At 74.1% G+C, this 1,229-nt stretch carries 2 protein-coding genes; both read left to right on the forward strand.

Annotated features, from left to right (window positions below; genetic code table 11):
- The coding region (locus ITP53_RS55375; RefSeq protein WP_268961520.1) for a lyase family protein at positions 1–494 on the forward strand (494 nt) is incomplete at its 5' end.
- A 133-nt stretch (positions 495–627) separates the two neighbouring features.
- Positions 628–1,229, forward strand: a 602-nt coding sequence (locus ITP53_RS55380) for an alpha/beta fold hydrolase (protein ID WP_236052257.1), incomplete at its 3' end; no start/stop codon positions are given.

Raw genomic sequence — 1,229 nt, forward strand, 5'->3', positions numbered from 1 at the left:
CGGTTGAGGTGGGGTTGGCTGAGCCCCTGCTGCCGTGGCATGTGGTGCGGACGCCTGTCGCCGACCTGGCCGGGGCGCTGGCGTTCACGGCGGGGGCGCTGGGCAAACTGGGGGCTGACGTGCTGGTTCTGTCGCGTACCGAGATCGGGGAGGTGTCTGAGGGGGTCGGCGGCGGCTCGTCGTCCATGCCGCACAAGCACAACCCCGTCAGAGCCACGATGATCGCCGCCGCGGCCCGCCAGGTGCCCGCGCTCGCCGCGATCCTCTACGGCTCGCTCGCCGCGGAGGACGAGCGGCCGCCCGGGGCCTGGCACGCCGAGTGGCAGCCACTGCGCGAAGCGCTCCGCCTGGTCGCCGGAGCCGCCCGCGACGCCGCCGAGCTGACCGCCGACCTGCGGGTACACCCCGATCGCATGCTGGCCAACCTGACCCGCCCCGGTCCGACCGGCTCAGCCGCCGCCCTCGTCGACAGGGCGCTGAGGGAGAAGGAATGACGTTGCCACAGCACCGGCCGGGCGGTGGGGGAGAGGAAACGACGTTGGCACGGCACCCGGGTCCACCGGGCGGTGCAGCAGAAGGAATGACGTTGGTACCGCGGCCGGGTCGGCTGGGCGGTGGAGGAGAAGGATGACGATGACGCAGCACCGGTTGGTCGGCCCGGAGAGTGGGCAGCCGCTCATCCTCGGACCGTCGCTCGGCACCACCATGCGGGTGTGGGAGCCGCAGGTCGCGACGCTGGCGCGGACGTTCCGCGTTCTCAGGTTCGACCTGCCGGGACACGGCGGCTCCGGACCGTCAGAGGTGCGGACCGTAGACGACCTGGCGAGCCTGGTGCTGGAGCTGGCCGACGCGTACGGCATGGACGGGTTCCACTACGCGGGCGTCTCCATCGGCGGTGCCATCGGCGCCACCCTGGCGGTCCGCCACCCCGGGCGGGTGCGGTCGCTCGCCATGGTCTGCTCCTCCGCCCGCTTCGGCGAGCCGCAGGCGTGGCGGGACCGGGCCGAGCTCGTACGAGCGCAGGGCACCGCGCCGCTGCTGGCGACCACGGCCGCACGGTGGTTCGCCGGCCCGGCCGACCAGGCGCTGCTGGACGACCTGGCCGCCACCGACCCGGCCGGGTACGCCGCCTGCTGCGACGCGCTGGCCGCCTACGACCTGCGCGACGCCCTGGCCGCCATCAAGACCCCCACCCTCGTCATCGCCGGACGGGACGACCCCGCGACCCT

The sequence above is a fragment of the Nonomuraea cypriaca genome, assembly GCF_015645445.1.
Classification (GTDB): domain Bacteria; phylum Actinomycetota; class Actinomycetes; order Streptosporangiales; family Streptosporangiaceae; genus Nonomuraea; species Nonomuraea cypriaca.